The sequence below is a fragment of the Bacillus sp. N447-1 genome (assembly GCF_022701035.1).
Taxonomy (GTDB): Bacteria; Bacillota; Bacilli; order Bacillales; family Bacillaceae_G; genus Bacillus_A; species Bacillus_A cereus.
Window position 1 is genome coordinate 1,646,793 of record NZ_CP065509.1, and the last position, 14,602, is coordinate 1,661,394.

Below are 14,602 nucleotides of genomic sequence, written 5' to 3' on the forward strand. Positions count from 1 at the left end.
ACTTTATAAAGAGACAGATTTCTCCCCTCTACTTTCTTGTAACGTTTGTTATAATGAAGTGAAACTTTAATCAGTGGAGGTTTTTTCCATCCCCCACTGATTATTAGTTGAACCAATCGGATTTAACGGGAGAAAGAAATCATTTACAGTATTTCTCATAAGAGGTGACGCAGTGAAAAACAGAAGTATTGTCTTTAAACTATTTTTATTAACATCCACTTTATTTACAATCATATTCCTACTTTTTTTCCTAGGACAATCTCTATTTTTAGAGAAATTTTATATTAATAAGAAAGTAAAAACAGTCCAAACTGCTTTTGAAAAATTCGTAGATAATTATGATAAAAGTGATAAAAGTTATGAGCAGGTTAGAAAACTAAAACAAGAATTTCATGATAAAACAAATGCCGATATGCAGTTTTGGATTCTAACGGTATTATTAAAAGTGATAACAATTACTATATCGATGTATTTAATCCCAATAATAATAAACAGTATTCCATTCCACTCAACAATCTTTTAACACCAGAAGAATATAATAAATTCGAAAATTTAGGTTTAAAAAAAGATGTAATAATCAATGTTGATGGAGTCGTACAAGAGAATAATATAATCACACCACAAAAATTAGGAACGAATTATAATCAATGGCAGAACGAACATTTCTATTCGGATTTTCAGTCAATTAATGGTAACCCTTCTAAGAACAGACTTGCAAGCCGATACAAATCTACAACTCGAATCGTCTTTACAGGTGTTATAACTAAGTTACAGCTCCCATCCAAAGCGGAGGTTCGTCTTGCAAATGATATTGAAACATTACAAGCCGTTCAATATTTTGCAGATATGATTAGAGAGGGAACTTCTAACTCGAACCAATTAAGTACTTTCATATTAGATGGCGGAGAAAATATAAAAAATAGTATCTTTGTAAAACCGATTATAGAAAATGGAAGGATTACAGAATACGCTTTTGCGATAGCATCTTTGCAGCCTGTTAATGAAGCGATGCTCGTTTTAAAAGATTATTATGTCTATGCCTTAATCATCGTGTTTCTCGTAATTATTTTGTTATCCTTCTACTACTCAAAAATCATTGTTAAGCCATTAATTAAAATAAATCGTGTTACAAAAAAAATGGCTAATTTTGATTTCAGCGAGAAATTACCTGTTACAGCTGACGATGAAATTGGCGGGCTTTCTGGCAGTATCAATACATTATCTGTAAATTTAAAAGATCGAATCGATCGATTAAATGTTGCTAATACAAAGTTACAACAAGATATTGAACGTGAACGTCAATTAGAAAAAACAAGAAAAGAATTCATTTCTGGCGTATCACACGAATTAAAAACACCGCTAAGTGTAATTAGAAGTTTTGCAGAAGGAATTAAAGATGGTGTTAGTAAGGATACTTCGTATTATACTGATGTTATTTTAGAAGAAACAGAAAATATGAACAGGCTGATTGTTGAAATGTTAGAATTAGCAAAGTTGGAATCTGGTACTTACAAACTAGATATGACGACGTTCTCAATCGGTGAATTAACGCAACAAGTCTACACAAAATTATTATTTAGCATGGAAGAAAAACATTTACAAGTGAACATCGATGCAGACCCTTCTATACTTGTTAAAGCAAATCGCAGTCGCATTGAGCAAGTAGTTGTGAACTTACTAAGTAATGCAATCCGTTATACGCCAGAGGGAGAAAAAATACAAGTCTCCATTATAGAAGCAGAAGATAACGTAAAAGTCGAAATCGAGAATACAGGAAACCCTATCCCTGAAGAAAGTCTTGAAAAAATTTGGGATCGCTTCTATCGTCTAGATGCATCACGTAGCCGTCACACTGGAGGTACCGGTCTCGGATTATCTATTGTAAAAAACATTTTAGACCTCCATCATGCCGAATACGGTGTGTATAATACGACTAACAGTGTTGTATTCTATTTCAATTTACAAAAAGTAAAAGAAGTCAAATAATTTGTCTTAATTTCACTAGGAGTTCACATGAAATTCACACTCTCCCTTTATAGTAAGAAACAAGTTAATCCTTTCCTTTACACATATAAAAGAGGAGAGTGCGTGAAATGAAACAAGCAGGACAACCTATTCAAAATGAAAAACAATTAGAAACTATCAAAAATATACTTTTACAATCTTCGAAACGTGATGGCTTATTATTCGTATTAGCTGTAAATTCTGGCTTAAAAGTAAGTGAAATCTTACAATTAAAAGTTAGTGATGTAATCGATGAAAATGAAAATGTTCGCCATTCCATTTTATTTTACAATGAAAAAGTGAAGAAACATAAATGGTTTGCTGTAAATGAAGACTTACAGCACGCAATCGAAGACTACATGAAAGAACGTAAAACTTGGAAACGTAATGAACCATTGTTAAAATCTCAAAAAGGAACAAAATCTATTACGAGACAACATGCATGGTACATTTTAAACAAAGCTGCAAAAGAAGTTGGATTAGAAGGGATTAGCTCACATACACTTCGAAAAACTTGGGGTTATTGTGCATACAAATCAGGTGTTGATATTGCATTTTTACAACACTTCTTTGATCACAGTACTCCATCAAAAACTTTAAAGTATATCGGTATTGCTTAATAACTCTTATACATAAAAAAGGTTACCATTTGAAAATTTGGTAACCTTTTTTATATTTCATATTCTCTTTTCTTGTCTCTCCTATACTGTAGTGGTACTCTAATAATAAGGGGGAGAAATTATGAACACACTTACAATTGAATTACCAAAAGAAACGGCTGAAAAACTTGATTTATTAAAACAAGCTTATGAAAAGAAAACAGGTGCTTCTATCTCTGAGAGCACTCTCGTTCAAACACTTATCTCAAAAGAATTTATCCAGGCGATAACTCCTTTTGATTTGCAACAATTCGTCAACGGAAAAGAACAGCATTAATGCTGTTCTTTTTTTATCTCTATTTAAAATATACAAAGTTTTTTATATATTTTTAGAAAAACCATTGACAATGATAATGATAACCATTATCATTTATTATGAAGCCAACAATTGATGAATCAACCAAACGCTCAGTAACATTGTTACCCCTCTTTTTCATATAGAAAGGCACTGTACATTCCCCCTGTTTGTACAGTGCCTTTCTTGTTTATTATCATTCAAAAAAATTTAATTGCTCCGGCTTCGGCTCACCATATGTAATGTTCATCATTTTCATAAGCTGTTTCGCATTATCTGCTGCATCCCCACCTGAATTGTTGTTAAACAGTACGTATATATCCTTTGTTTTCTTTTTTAATTGCTCTAATCGTTCAACCCATTCTTCCAGTTCTTTATTGTTGTAGCGATATAAACAGCGAACTGCTCTCCAGTTTTCCCCTTTATCAAGCCAACCATGAACATTTCGACCGTGAAAACGTATTAATGCCATGTCTGAATTCGTAACCTCTAACACGAGTGGCACAGAACCTATCCCAGCCTGTGGTTCATCACAAATTGTATGAATCCATTTCTCTTGTTCTAGAAACTGTAACGTCCTATCTCTCATTTCTGGATAAAACCATGTTTGATTTCGAAATTCTATTGCACATGGTAAACCTTCCATTTTTTCTTTCGTATATCGAAGAAAATCTACATTTTTCTTTTTACAATCAAACCATGGTGGATATTGAAATAAAATCGTTTTTAATTTACCAGCTTCAATTAAAGGAAGAATAGATTGTTTATATACATCAAACATCTCATCGAACGTAGAAAAAGGAATTTCACCTTTCATATGTCCTGTCATTCCTTGATATGCTTTTACGATAAAAGAAAAATCTTTCGGTGTTTCCATTGCCCATTTTGTATAGTTTCGTGCAGGTTGCATCGCATAAAATGAGCTATCCACTTCTACTATAGGAAAATACTCGCTGTATGTTCGTAATTTATTTCTATTTTCATAGGGATTTATGTATAAAGAATCATGATCTCCCCATCCTGTCACTCCAATAAACAGCACATATACCCCTCCCTTTTTAACTTCATCTTCTATTCACTTTCCAAACACTTTGCATCATGTAGCCTTTTCTTTAAGAGTATCCTTATAAAAATATGATATACTATATGGAAGAATTTTTAAAATGAGGGGTTATTTATTTATGCTTCCAAACGATGCTACTGTATCTCATGAAAAACGAATTGAAGAACTAGAAAATAAAGTACGTTTTTATGAAGAACTTGTGAATCAATTACCACATCATTTCACATACAAAAATCCACATATTGGTTTACGAATAAAGAAAACTAGAACAACCCATTCCATTCAAGAAATACCAAAAGAGAATAAAGAGGCTCATTTTCAACTTACTTGTGATTCATTATTTTTATTTGAACAACTCGAAAAACACTTTGTACATATTTTTGATGCCTTTTCACATCATGTAACTTTTGTCGATAATAAAGGGAATATTACTTTATGTAATCAAGTTGCTGCAGATGATTTCGGTGTAATACGAAATGATATTATCGGAAAACCGATTCAACAATTACTAAACTTGCCGGAAGAAAAAATTAAAGCGATTGAAACATTAAAAACGGGAACAGAAATATATAATGAAGAAGTTTTAGACAAAAACTATGGCATTATAAATAACCGAATTATTCGTGATTATAACGGGGAGATTTTTAGAGTTATTAGTGTCTTTCATTATTTAAATACAGAACGTGATGCAGAGAAGTTTTCGTTAGCAGGGCGAATCGCAGCTGGAATTGCACACGAAGTACGAAATCCTCTTACAACAGTACGAGGATACTTACAATTTTTACAAGAAAGTGTTTCTCCATCTAATAAAGAACTATTTAAAAATTTACTTATTCCTGAATTAGATCGAGCAAATAGTATCATTACAAAATTTTTATCTCTTTCAAAAACACGTGAATTTAAAAGAGAACCCTTTCCTATTAATACATTTTTACGTGAGTATATTCAACAGTTACTAGCTAGCGAAGTCTTTTTACATAACATTTCAATTGATTATAATTTTTCTACCGAATTAGATGATATATTAGTTCATATTGATCGTCATGAACTTGTGCAAGTTTTTTTAAACTTATTCCAGAACGCTGTCGATGCTCAAGGAGAAAAAAAACTTTCTATCCAAATCACTAGTTACCGCCTAGATAATTTTGTTCGTATTACTTTCACTGATAATGGGACTGGTATTCCACCAGCGATTCAAGACTATATCTTTGATCCATTCTTCTCAACAAAAGATTCCGGCACAGGTTTGGGCTTGTCAGTAACGAAAAAAATTATTCAAAATCATAACGGTACATTAAAAATGACTAGTAATGAAGATGGTACTACTTTTACTATTTCAATTCCAATCTTACCTAAAACAGCCCTTGAAAGATTAAATCAATACAAATAAAATCCAATCCACGAACTGCATGTCAATTGTTACATCCTTCAACAATTGACATGCAGTTTTTATGTTGAACTTTTCTTCTTTACATTATATAAAACCTTCTCTATATTTTACTTATTTTTTGCTAGCTGGGCCGATTTCTTATTTTTTTAGAAATGGTAGTTTGTCCAGCACGGATTTAGTAGAAATTTCATTTTAATATATAGTAATGACTATTGATTCTATGAAAGAAAGGAATGAAAAGATGAACAATAAAAATAAAGGAAAAGTATTTTATGGTAATGATTGTTGTGAAGTCAGAACTTGCAGTCACATTAACATCTCTAAGTCCGAACTTACAGAATTCGTTAGACTTCTTCAAGCTCTTGGCCAAGCTATTCAAGCTGTCTTTCAAAACCCTTCTCAAAATAATATCAATAACTTGATCGCTGCCCTAAATAACTTACAAAAATTCCTCAATTGCTTAGATTTATCTCCAGCACAAAAACAAATTGGAAATTCTATTATTGCTAATCTATTAACTATTTTAAGAACAACACCTTTCTCGTGCGGAGCATTGTACGTTGAGCTACAAAGCTTGCTTAATTATTTATTGTATATCGCTAAGTTATTCAAAGTAGATTGTTGTACGATCGACAAACTAGTTAGACTCATAACAGAGATCCAAACTATCCTAGTTCAATACGGATCAGGTTGTCTTGGAGGTGGAGGAGCAACAGGCGCTACTGGCGCTACTGGTGCTACTGGTGCTACTGGTGCTACTGGGCCTCAAGGACCGGCGGGTGCTACTGGTGCTACCGGGCCTCAAGGACCGGCGGGTGCGCAAGGTGCTACTGGACCTCAAGGACCTCAAGGTGCTCAAGGACCAGCAGGTGTTCAAGGTGCTACTGGACCTCAAGGGCCTCAAGGTATTCAAGGACCAGCGGGTGCTACTGGCGCTACTGGACCTCAAGGACCTCAAGGACCAGCAGGTGCTACTGGTGCTACTGGTGCTACTGGACCTCAAGGACCTCAAGGTATTCAAGGACCAGCGGGTGCTACTGGCGCTACTGGCGCTACTGGTGCGCAAGGTGCTCAAGGACCAGCAGGTGCTACTGGCGCTACTGGACCTCAAGGTATCCAAGGACCAGCAGGTGCTACTGGTGCTACTGGTGCTACTGGGCCTCAAGGACCGGCGGGTGCTACTGGCGCTACTGGGCCTCAAGGACCTCAAGGACCAGCAGGTGCTACTGGTGCTACTGGACCTCAAGGACCTCAAGGTATTCAAGGACCAGCGGGTGCTACTGGCGCTACTGGACCTCAAGGGCCTCAAGGTATTCAAGGACCAGCGGGTGCTACTGGCGCTACTGGTGCGCAAGGTGCTCAAGGACCAGCAGGTGCTACTGGCGCTACTGGACCTCAAGGTATCCAAGGACCAGCAGGTGCTACTGGTGCTACTGGGCCTCAAGGACCGGCGGGTGCTACTGGCGCTACTGGGCCTCAAGGTATTCAAGGACCAGCAGGTGCTACTGGGCCTCAAGGTATCCAAGGACCAGCGGGTGCTACTGGCGCTACTGGACCTCAAGGTATCCAAGGACCAGCAGGTGCTACTGGCGCTACTGGACCTCAAGGTATCCAAGGACCAGCAGGTGCTACTGGCGCTACTGGGCCTCAAGGTATTCAAGGACCAGCGGGTGCTACTGGCGCTACTGGTGCGCAAGGTGCTCAAGGACCAGCGGGTGCTACTGGCGCTACTGGTGCGCAAGGTGCTCAAGGACCAGCGGGTGCTACTGGCGCTACTGGACCTCAAGGACCTCAAGGTATCCAAGGACCAGCGGGTGCTACTGGCGCTACTGGACCTCAAGGTATCCAAGGACCAGCAGGTGCTACTGGCGCTACTGGTGCGCAAGGTGCTCAAGGACCAGCGGGTGCTACTGGCGCTACTGGACCAGCGGGTACGCCAATTCCTGTAACGATCGCGGCAATCGGAAACTCCAATGCTCAAACAATATCCCCTGGAACAAACATCCAATTTAATCAAGTTTTCGAAATAAATAACATTAATTTTAATGACACTGCAGATACTTTAACAATTTTAGAAACAGGCGTATATGATATTAGTTTCTCAGCGTCTACAACTTTCCCAGGCTCTTCACCGTTTGGATTCGGTATTTCATTCAACGGCCAACCACCTACTCGTAATTTCTCAACTAACGTTATCGGTAGTGCTGTATCGTTCTCTACAATCGTTACTTTACAAGCTGGTACAACAATTTCTGTACAACCTACAGCAAACACTATTTCTATTCCAAACACGGGCGATACAACTGCAACACTATCTGTATTCCGAATTTACTAATTTTCACTTGAAAAATATATTTATAATAATATGTATCGTTTAACCGTGCATTAAATCTCTCTTTATATAGAAAGGAGCACTTATTTGGGAGGATAAGTGCTCCTTCTTTACGTTTCTTTACCTCAAATTTACTCTATCTTAATCCTCTTTTTGTATGATAAATAATGAAGTCAAAGATATGAAAGAGGGATGAAAATGAGAGTTATGTCACTAATACGCATTTGGTTTGCTCTTATGGTATGCATTATTTTATGTGTAGGATTTTTTTTAACTCTAAAATATTCCACTATATCAAAAGCAGAGAGAAAAACTGTTCCATACAAACTTTTGTATACAAAACAAAGCAACATCCCTTATTCCAATGCAACAAATAATGAAAAAAAAGTTATAAAAGGAATGCTTATTACGAAAGCTTCTAGTTCCGAGGCGTTACTCCAAATTGCTGAAACGATTAAAGATCAGTATACGAATAAAAAAATCGATGAAATTACACTTTCTATCCACAATGAAAATAATGGTAATTACGAAGAAGAATTGCCTTACGAACCTATTAGTAAAGGCAAAATAATCGTCACATACGATTCCGAATCCTTTGGCAGTACGAATATTGTACTTAATGAGTAATATCATGTATCTCAACGGATATGGATTAATAGCTAATTAAGATAGACAAAAATCTCTACCGATTAAAATTTTATTTTGTTTTCATACAAAAAAAGAGGCGAATTTTTTTATTCGCCTCTTTCTTTTACCAAAATGAAGGAATCCATTCTTTCACTTTATCAAGCCACTCTTGTTGCTCTTGTTTTCGTTGTTGTTCCTCTTCTTTCCTTCTCTTCTCTTCTTCTTTTCTTCGTTTTTCCTCTTCTATTGTAGTCAATTGTTTTTTATAATCAGCCTCAGATATGAGCGATAACTGGAATGCTTTTTGAGCTGGATTTGCGTTTGCTTTTTTCATAATATCCCGGAACATTGTCGTCGTAATTTGACTACCACCCGGAACATAATGATCGCTATCTGTTTTATCATATCCTACCCAAATCGCACCTACCAAATCTGGCGTGTATCCAACAAACCATGAATCCTTTGCACCGGTGCTCGGGCCATTTACAATTTGAGTAGTTCCTGTCTTACCTGCCGTATCAACATTATTAACTTTCGCCTTTTCGCCCGTTCCCTTTTCGACAACACCTTTTAATAAATATGTCATCTTTTGAGAAATTTTCTCGCTCGTCACTCGTGTCTCTTTCTTATACCACTTTCCAAGCGTTTCACCTTCAGCATTTTGTACCTCCCTAATTGCATGAGCTTCCACTTGGACTCCATCATTTGCAAATGTACTGTATGCTTGAGCCATTACAAATGGAGATGTCCCCACATGCATACCGCCTAAAGCAATCGGATACGTACGATCTTCTGGCACTAATGGGATACCAAATCGCTCTAAAGATTTCAATCCTTTATCTAATCCAATTTGTTCTAATAGCCACACAGCTGAAACATTGTACGACTTTGCCACAGCTTCATACATTGTCACATCACCGTGAAAAGTATGATCGCTATTTTGTGGTTTATATTCTTTAATGTTAAATGGTTCATCTTTTAATATATCGTATACTTCATATCCTTGTTCTAACGCTGGTACATATACAGCCAAAGGCTTTAACGTTGAGCCAGGTTGTCTTTTTAATTGGGTTGCATGGTTAAACTGTAAAAACTGATACGGCCCTCTGCCTCCAACTAGAGCTGGTACACCACCTGTTTTGGGGTTCATAAGAACTACACCCGTTTGCATAAGTTGGTCTGAGCCACTATCTTTGAAATAACTATCATTATTCACAACGTCTTCTACAGCCTGTTGTTTTTTCGGGTCAAGCTCTGTATAAATACGATAACCACCCGCTAAAATTTCATTTTGTGTTAATTCGTACTTTTCCATCGCCTCTCTAACAATATAGTCTACATATTGAGAGTATTTTCCCTTGTATTTATCATCAACGCCACGTTTTAACACAAGTCCGCTCTCTTTTTCTTTATTATACTGCTCGTCAGAAATATACCCTTGCTCTTTCATTAAACTTAATACGACATTACGTCTTTCAATTGACTTGTTAAAGTTTTTATAAGGTGAATACGCAGATGGTGCTTTAATCAAGCCCGCAATCGTTGCAGCTTCTGAAATTGTTAAATCTTTTACATCTTTATCAAAATAAGATTTAGCTGCCCTTTTTATACCCCAAGCACCTTCACCAAAATAAATTTGGTTCATATACATTTCAATGATTTCATCTTTCGTATACGTGCGCTCTATTTTTTTCGTTAAAAAATATTCCTTTATTTTTCGGGAGTATGTGCGGTCTTGTGTCAGAAATACATTTTTCGCAAGTTGTTGTGTTATTGTACTTCCCCCTGCTACAACTTCTCCTGCTGTAATATTTTTAAAAACCGCACTTATAATTCCACTATAATAAATACCATGATGGTTAAAAAATTCCTTATCTTCTACTGCAACAATTGCCTGAACCATAATATCAGGAATATCTTTTCTTTTAACACCTTCTGTTTTCGAAGAAGCTAATTTAGTTGCGACCTCATTATTTGCATCATAAATTAAAGTCGGTTGTGGAACAGCTTGTTTTAATTCAGATATGTCTTGAATGGAAATTATTATATTTACAGCAATAAATAGAGTAACGAATACACTTCCCAATACAATTAATGAATTACGAAGTTTCTTCCTCTTATTGAACCACTCAAGCATTTTTTTAAAATGAGTGTTCTTCAATTTCATTCATTCACTTCCTTCATTTATTTACACTCTTCTTTTTAAAAGGAAGAATATACCGCCTTTTAAATTTATTATAATAACGTAGTCATTCCTATAGTGTAAAGCTTTTCTTTTGCATTCATACTTTTTGCAAGAAAAGGACATTCTACAAGTAAGATATTCACTATTGGATATTAATATTATTAATAGAACAACGAGAGTTATGTTAAGTTTTGTAAACTTTTCGATAAAATGTTTTAAAAACGACAGTTTTTTGTTAGAATTGATTAGCCAATATATTTTACATATATTACTTTTGTGGGGGTAACAATAATGGTCTTTAAATCAAAAAAAGATAAATTTTCTGAAATGTTAATGAATGTTTCCGAAAATTTAAAAGAAGGCGCGCAGTTTTTCGTGGAGTATAAAATTAAAAATGCTAGCGATTTAAAAGAGTTTTCTATGCGCATGAAAGAGTATGAGTCAAAAGGTGACTCATTTATTCACGAAATCATTATGGAGTTAAACAAAGCGTTTATCACTCCGATTGAGCGTGAGGACATCCTACAACTTGCAATGAGTATGGATGATGTATTAGACGGATTAGATCACAGTGCTGGTCTGTTCGAAATGTATTCTATTACAGAAGCTGATGAATACATGATTAAATTCGTAGAAGCAATTAATCAATGTGCGATTGAGATTGCAAACTCTGTTGAATTAATGTCTAACAAAAAATTAGTCGACATTCGTACAAATGCGATTAAAATTAAGGATTATGAATCACAGTGTGATGATATTCGCCGTCATGCGATTAAGAACTTATTCTCTCGTGAAAAAGATCCGATTAAGATTATTCAATTTAAAGAGATTTACGAAGAGCTTGAAGAAGTAGCTGATAGCTGTCAAAGCGTTGCAAACGTATTAGAAACAATTATTATGAAGAACGCGTAAGGAGTTTGATCATGGATACACTCTTGATACTGACCGTTTTAGTAGTCATTTGCGCTTTAGCTTTTGACTTTATCAATGGATTTCACGATACAGCAAACGCTATTGCAACGGCTGTTTCAACGAAAGCTCTAAAGCCTAGACATGCCATTATTATGGCGGCTATTATGAACTTTTTAGGCGCAATGACATTTACAGGTGTAGCAAAAACGATTACAAAAGATATCGTTGATCCATTCGCCTTACAAAATGGTTCTCTTGTAATTTTAGCTGCTTTGCTTGCGGCGATAGCTTGGAACTTAATTACTTGGTACTACGGTATTCCAAGTAGTTCTTCGCATGCAATTATCGGCTCAATCGCAGGTGCAGCAATTGCGGCCGCTGGGATTAGCTCGCTAAATCTTAAAGGATTTATTAAAATTATTGAAGCTTTAATCATTTCACCGATTATCGCTTTCGTTATTGGTTATATCGTATACAGTATTTTTAAAGTAGTATTTAAAAACTTTAACTTAACAAAAACGAATAAGAACTTCCGTATATTCCAGATTTTCACTGCAGCATTACAAGCCTACACACACGGTACGAATGATGCACAAAAAGCAATGGGAATCATTACGATGGCTCTTATGGCTAATAACTATCATACTTCTAGCGATATCCCGTTCTGGGTACAATTATCTTGTGCTATCGCAATGGGGCTTGGTACTTCTGTCGGTGGATGGAAAATTATTAAAACTGTCGGTGGACAAATTATGAAAATTCGTCCTGTAAATGGTGTAGCTGCCGATTTATCATCATCACTTGTTATTTTCGGTGCAACATTCATTCACTTACCGGTTAGTACGACGCACGTTATCTCTTCTTCTATTTTAGGGGTTGGTGCTTCTCACCGTGTGAAAGGGGTAAAATGGGGAACTGCAAAACGTATGTTAATTACATGGGTTATTACACTTCCTATTTCAGCTTCTTTAGCTGCTCTGTTTTACTACCTATTACATTTTGTTTTCTAATCAAAAGTCGTCTTCCTTATTTTTCTAGGAAGACGACTTTTTTGTGAACAAGCCTATTTCTCATTAAAAAGCGTGTATAATAATTGATGGATAAGTTATTTAGAGGAGTTGGCAATTTTGGAATACATCATGTTACTTTTCATCGGACTAATCGCCGGAACAGTCGGCAGCCTAGTTGGGCTTGGAGGCGGAATTATTATTGTTCCGTTATTAATTGGATTACACAGTTTATCACCACAACTTGCAGTAGGGACTTCTATGGTAACAGTCGTTTTCACAGGACTATCTTCCACCCTTACTTACATGAAGCATAAGCGAGTAGATTATAAAAGTGGACTTATTTTATTTATCGGAAGCGGCCCTGGTGGTATTATCGGATCATGGGCAAATAAATTTTTAAACCAAGACACATTTTCTTTATACTTTGGGATTTTCCTTATATTCGTCTCAATTCTACTTATGCTTCGAGACAAATTAAAACCTCTTTCCCTCTCAAATACGTCTGTAATTAAGCGTTCTTTTACAGATAATGATGGAAATACTGTACACTACCAATTCCCACCGTTTCTTGCTATCTTTATCGCTTTTATAGTTGGGTTTATATCTGGATTATTTGGAATTGGTGGCGGTGCCTTACTTGTTCCAGCAATGATGCTTCTTTTTGCATTCCCAGCACATATTGCAGTAGCAACTTCAATGTTCATCGTATTTCTATCAGCAATTGTAAGTTCTGCAACTCACATCTCACTTGGAAATGTCAGCTGGATTTATGCATTAATCCTGATTCCGGGTGCATGGATTGGCGGAAAAATCGGGGCTTACATTAATACAAAACTAAGTGGTAACGCCGTAATTAATTTATTGCGTATTACGTTAATTATTCTTGGAACTAGATTAATCATTATTTCCCTTTTATAACGTATTCTTTTTAGAATGCGTTTTTCTTATACACATGAATATAAAAATCCTCCGAGGAGAACAAATAAAATTAAACAAACACATAATAACATATAATTTGAAATATGTACTTTCTTCAAGTTGACCACTCCTATAACTGCGACTGTTATCTTTATGATAGCGAAAAAATAGTTCACTTGCAGTTACAGAGTGCTAACAATGCAAAATCAATTATTACAAATTTTATCCTTATATTTCATTTCTTTGTATATTCTATCGATTTAATAAAAAAAGATGTCATATTGACATCTTTTTTAGTGAAGAAGTGACCATCCCATGAAGTCTTCATGTACTTGGCACGCCCTCTTATCCTTTCGATCATATAATTCAGCATAACTATCTGTTTCTTCATCATAAGCCATCGTATAAATAATTTGGCCGTCTACTTCAACGGATAAAACGACTCCACCTTTCATCTCTTCTACATGAATGATAGCATTCGCCGGAATTCTCATATCCGTCATTCTCATCGCATCTAACAATATACTAAACCCCCTACAGCGTATTCATTGCTAGTACTATTACACACTAAATAGTATACTACTGTAATAGCATACATTTCGTCAATGAAATTGCTGTTGAAATAGCATATTGTCTATATACATATACGCTAAAATAGAAGAAATAGAAACATATTAATGGGGGGCTAACATTGATTCTACACAAAGGAGATGTACTATTCCGTCAAGGCGAGGACGGTCCTTTATACTTTATAAAAACAGGCTTATTAAAAGTAGTTCGGCTAGAAGAAAACGGAACACCATTTTTATTCAACATTATCGTTCCAGGTGAAACGATACCTCATCATTCTTTAATTTCACCGAAAGAATATCATGGTACAGCTATCGCTTTAATAAAAACAGAAGTGGAACCGATCACTAGTAGTGAATGGTATGAGAGACTTCAAGCAAATCCCGAATCGTATGCTAACATTGCTATGCAATTGCAATCTAAATTAAGAATGATGCAACAACGAATTGATCAATTGACAACCGTCTCCCCGAAAGAACGTCTTCATCGTTTACAAGAATGGTTCACCCTATATTTAGGTGACATTCCTATATATGAAATATTAACACAAACCGAAATTGGCCAACTGATAGGTATACGCCGTGAAACAGTAAACCGTTTATTACGAGAACAAATAAAAAACGAGGTAAAATAAATA

General features: G+C 35.8%; 12 protein-coding genes and 1 pseudogene. 10 read left to right on the forward strand and 3 right to left on the reverse strand.

The features are described from left to right. Positions 1-172 precede the first annotated feature (172 nt). The 3 genes and pseudogenes from IQ781_RS08170 to IQ781_RS08180 all read left to right on the forward strand — a co-directional run bounded on the left by IQ781_RS08170 (position 173) and on the right by IQ781_RS08180 (position 2,940). Positions 173-1,986, forward strand: a pseudogene (locus IQ781_RS08170) (sensor histidine kinase). A 107-nt stretch (positions 1,987-2,093) separates the two neighbouring features. After that, positions 2,094-2,624, forward strand: coding sequence for a tyrosine-type recombinase/integrase (locus IQ781_RS08175; RefSeq protein ID WP_000806236.1), 531 nt, complete (start codon positions 2,094-2,096; stop codon positions 2,622-2,624). Between the two features lie 121 nt (positions 2,625-2,745). After that, a complete protein-coding gene (locus tag IQ781_RS08180) occupies positions 2,746-2,940 on the forward strand; it encodes a DUF3924 domain-containing protein (RefSeq protein ID WP_001094860.1) in 195 nt (64 codons plus the stop codon). 214 nt (positions 2,941-3,154) lie between these two features. On the opposite strand, the gene IQ781_RS08185 is transcribed toward IQ781_RS08180, so the two are convergent. Further along, positions 3,155-4,000: a DUF72 domain-containing protein gene (locus tag IQ781_RS08185; RefSeq protein WP_000897361.1), complete on the reverse strand. Its 846-nt coding sequence runs from the start codon at positions 3,998-4,000 to the stop codon at positions 3,155-3,157. 139 nt (positions 4,001-4,139) lie between these two features. Here IQ781_RS08185 and IQ781_RS08190 point away from each other — a divergent pair, with 139 nt between their 5' ends. The 3 genes from IQ781_RS08190 (at position 4,140) to IQ781_RS08200 (ending at position 8,370) form a co-directional block, all read left to right on the forward strand. Next, complete coding sequence (locus tag IQ781_RS08190; RefSeq protein ID WP_000937244.1) at positions 4,140-5,411, forward strand: ATP-binding protein; 1,272 nt, start codon at positions 4,140-4,142, stop codon at positions 5,409-5,411. Between the two features lie 241 nt (positions 5,412-5,652). Further along, positions 5,653-7,746: a Gly-Xaa-Xaa repeat protein gene (locus tag IQ781_RS08195; RefSeq protein WP_242808281.1), complete on the forward strand. Its 2,094-nt coding sequence runs from the start codon at positions 5,653-5,655 to the stop codon at positions 7,744-7,746. 195 nt (positions 7,747-7,941) lie between these two features. Further along, a complete protein-coding gene (locus tag IQ781_RS08200) occupies positions 7,942-8,370 on the forward strand; it encodes a hypothetical protein (RefSeq protein WP_001265569.1) in 429 nt (142 codons plus the stop codon). A 124-nt stretch (positions 8,371-8,494) separates the two neighbouring features. On the opposite strand, the gene IQ781_RS08205 is transcribed toward IQ781_RS08200, so the two are convergent. Further along, positions 8,495-10,537 (reverse strand): transglycosylase domain-containing protein, encoded by a 2,043-nt coding sequence (locus IQ781_RS08205; RefSeq protein ID WP_000769242.1) that lies wholly within the window; start codon positions 10,535-10,537, stop codon positions 8,495-8,497. Positions 10,538-10,846: 309 nt separating this feature from the next. Between IQ781_RS08205 and IQ781_RS08210 the strand changes: the two genes are divergently transcribed. The 3 genes from IQ781_RS08210 (at position 10,847) to IQ781_RS08220 (ending at position 13,395) form a co-directional block, all read left to right on the forward strand. Then, entirely contained in the window at positions 10,847-11,467 is a 621-nt protein-coding gene (locus IQ781_RS08210; protein WP_000231449.1) for a DUF47 domain-containing protein, read from the forward strand. A gap of 11 nt (positions 11,468-11,478) precedes the next feature. Next, positions 11,479-12,477: an inorganic phosphate transporter gene (locus tag IQ781_RS08215; protein WP_000380272.1), complete on the forward strand. Its 999-nt coding sequence runs from the start codon at positions 11,479-11,481 to the stop codon at positions 12,475-12,477. A gap of 117 nt (positions 12,478-12,594) precedes the next feature. Continuing rightward, positions 12,595-13,395, forward strand: coding sequence for a sulfite exporter TauE/SafE family protein (locus IQ781_RS08220; RefSeq protein WP_000455762.1), 801 nt, complete (start codon positions 12,595-12,597; stop codon positions 13,393-13,395). A gap of 293 nt (positions 13,396-13,688) precedes the next feature. Here IQ781_RS08220 and IQ781_RS08225 read toward each other — a convergent pair whose 3' ends face one another. Further along, positions 13,689-13,916: a hypothetical protein gene (locus IQ781_RS08225; protein ID WP_000883008.1), complete on the reverse strand. Its 228-nt coding sequence runs from the start codon at positions 13,914-13,916 to the stop codon at positions 13,689-13,691. Positions 13,917-14,086: 170 nt separating this feature from the next. On the opposite strand from IQ781_RS08225, the gene IQ781_RS08230 reads away from it, so the two are divergent. Continuing rightward, positions 14,087-14,599 (forward strand): Crp/Fnr family transcriptional regulator, encoded by a 513-nt coding sequence (locus tag IQ781_RS08230; RefSeq protein ID WP_000600589.1) that lies wholly within the window; start codon positions 14,087-14,089, stop codon positions 14,597-14,599. Positions 14,600-14,602: the final 3 nt, after the last annotated feature.

Excerpts from the sequence above, each read along its gene's own strand:
- IQ781_RS08175 (WP_000806236.1), top strand. The coding sequence starts at position 2,094 with ATGAAACAAGCAGGACAACCTATTCAAAATGAAAAACAATTAGAAACT.
- IQ781_RS08180 (WP_001094860.1), top strand. The coding sequence starts at position 2,746 with ATGAACACACTTACAATTGAATTACCAAAAGAAACGGCTGAAAAACTT.
- IQ781_RS08190 (WP_000937244.1), top strand. The coding sequence starts at position 4,140 with ATGCTTCCAAACGATGCTACTGTATCTCATGAAAAACGAATTGAAGAA.
- IQ781_RS08195 (WP_242808281.1), top strand. The coding sequence starts at position 5,653 with ATGAACAATAAAAATAAAGGAAAAGTATTTTATGGTAATGATTGTTGT.
- IQ781_RS08200 (WP_001265569.1), top strand. The coding sequence starts at position 7,942 with ATGAGAGTTATGTCACTAATACGCATTTGGTTTGCTCTTATGGTATGC.
- IQ781_RS08205 (WP_000769242.1), bottom strand. The coding sequence starts at position 10,537 with ATGAAATTGAAGAACACTCATTTTAAAAAAATGCTTGAGTGGTTCAAT.
- IQ781_RS08210 (WP_000231449.1), top strand. The coding sequence starts at position 10,847 with ATGGTCTTTAAATCAAAAAAAGATAAATTTTCTGAAATGTTAATGAAT.
- IQ781_RS08215 (WP_000380272.1), top strand. The coding sequence starts at position 11,479 with ATGGATACACTCTTGATACTGACCGTTTTAGTAGTCATTTGCGCTTTA.